This is a genomic window from Edaphobacter aggregans DSM 19364, assembly GCF_000745965.1.
GTDB classification, from domain to species: Bacteria; Acidobacteriota; Terriglobia; order Terriglobales; family Acidobacteriaceae; genus Edaphobacter; species Edaphobacter aggregans.
Window position 1 is genome coordinate 1 of record NZ_JQKI01000303.1, and the last position, 2,218, is coordinate 2,218.

At 54.1% G+C, this 2,218-nt stretch carries 1 protein-coding gene; it reads right to left on the reverse strand.

The window, feature by feature from the left end; translation table 11 throughout:
• Positions 1-789 precede the first annotated feature (789 nt).
• Positions 790-2,022 (reverse strand): hypothetical protein, encoded by a 1,233-nt coding sequence (locus Q363_RS31390; RefSeq protein WP_035358653.1) that lies wholly within the window; start codon positions 2,020-2,022, stop codon positions 790-792.
• Positions 2,023-2,218: the final 196 nt, after the last annotated feature.

Here is a 2,218-nt window from a genome sequence, read left to right on the forward strand (position 1 = left end):
GCAAGCCCTTCACCTCATCCACCGCTTGAAGAACTTGGGATTCAACGTCCAAATCACGCCCTCGGCAGCCTAATCGAGATTCTGTTTCTTTCTAGACTCGTTCCGGCCCAAACCGACCCTTTAGTGCAGGAGTAGTCGTAACTAGGGTGACCACACCAAACGTGTAGAGTCGAGATGTGACGCGGTGGTTTAGGTTCGGCCTATCTGTATCCGGCCCTTTCGTCTGCCGGTGCCTCATTATGGAAAACCCGACGAGGACATAACGACCGTCAATAGGCATTTTTGTAAGAAGCCTATGGATCTCGTCGACTCTGTCCGTGCATGTCGGTGTCGCTTTTGCTGCAGGTGTTCGGTCGGAGGCCTGGGACGAGGGAATCAATGTTGTGGTCTGGAAAGGGTCGCTCCATGCGTTCCCTGATGGATCGAAGGTGCAGACCCGCGTCCACTTCGCGACTTCAGGTTGAACGAGTCCCCAATCGAAGGAGAAAGCTGCGCCCACGATCATCACCGTTGGGTTCCCTTCGCCGATGCAGTACAAATGCACCTGATAGCCGCCTACGTCGACGAGAGTGCCTAGGGGCAGTGGCTTCGATTGATTCGTAATTTGAGTTCTGACCGTTGACCCAGCGGGTCTACAGAAGAGCTACGCAGGCGACTATAAGAAGCGGATTGCAACCGGGGCGTAAACAAGCTGCCTTTAGAAGGTACCGTCCCGGAACTCTCATAACGTCAACCATCCTCCCGCGCACTCGGCAAGAACACCCATTCGATCCTCTTCTTAGGGCTTGTCTATAGGCTCAACATCGCACCAAGTAGCAATCTTTCCGAACCTTGTGTGGAAAGAACAGCATTGGAACGCACAATACCATCACGAATTACGATCCCAGCAGGAAATGAGTCGGCATGAAAGATGTTCAATTCTGCTTCAGGTACCACCAGAACGGACACAGTTGGCGGCAGCGTCCGTTGCCACTCACGCAAAGCATCACGTATCTGGTCTGACGGTATATCCTCCCGCCCCGTGTTGGCGCTCCAGGAGGTGATTGCATAGATGCGGTGTTGCGCAGAATATTTCGCCAGATCCCGCACAACACTAGGCGCACCTGGGGACCAAAGGGTGAAAGGTAGCAAGATCACTGTGCCGGTTGCCAGCCGGACCGTACGAGGAACGAGCGTATTTTTATTGATTGCGTGTCCATGTAACGAGTTCAATGGCACCTTTGATCCGACCATCGTTTGACGAGCCAGAGCAGCCTGCATTGGCGCGAGATCCGCAGTGCCCATCCAACTCTTTTGCTGCGCAACTTCGATTAGCACTTGCAGGACGGGTGGGGTAGCGCCTTTGCCCGACTTCTCTGAAAGGGCGGCGCACCGTACCGCGTCCGAGAACAAAACACTTGAGGAGGCACCTACGTCTTGGCTTTCAATCGTCTTTCCGCTCACAAGGAGCGGAAGCGTGATGGCGCTTTGCGTCTCACACAGGTGCAAAGCCAGTTTGTCGAATGTAGCATCTACGCCCTCAGCAGCATCGATCACCTGACTGATGGCAAAGTGGATCTGCGCATCGTATGGATAGTCACTCAAAAGCGACTTAATCTCTGCCGCTGCAGAAGCCGGCTGGTCTAGACCGAGATGCGCGCGCACAAGCAGGATCAGAGCTTGTCGTTTATCCAATGCATCGGGAAGCACAAGATATTTTGTTAGAGAAGCACGCGCCGGTTCGAACTGCTGCCCGAAGAGACACAACTCGCCCAAAGAAAGCAGTTCTTTGGCGTTAGTTGCGAGGGCGGATACATCCGCCGAAAGTGCGAGGCAGTGACGAGATGCCATGCCCATACCAACACCAAGTGCAAACTTATCCGCCTCGGTCAGATCGTTTTGCTGGGCTCTGGCTGCATTGAGGGGCAACAGAGCAGCTTTATATGCCTCCGAGGGGGATAGAAACTTTGTATCTTCTTGAGCTTGAGCCGGAACAGCCGCGATTAGTACCCACAGCAGGAATGGGATCACGAAGAATCTCATGTTGCTAATCTTAGCCCGCTAACTCCACGAATCCGAATGGCGGGCTCTGATTTGTCAGGTGGGGATATACGGCGGACTGGAAGAAATGAGAAGTCTTTGTCGTTCCGGTCCCGGTAGGGACGCTCATTACTGAGCGCCCCCCGGAGAGATCCGTACAGGCGCGTCTACGCATACGGCTCTTACGAAGGATGAGTGG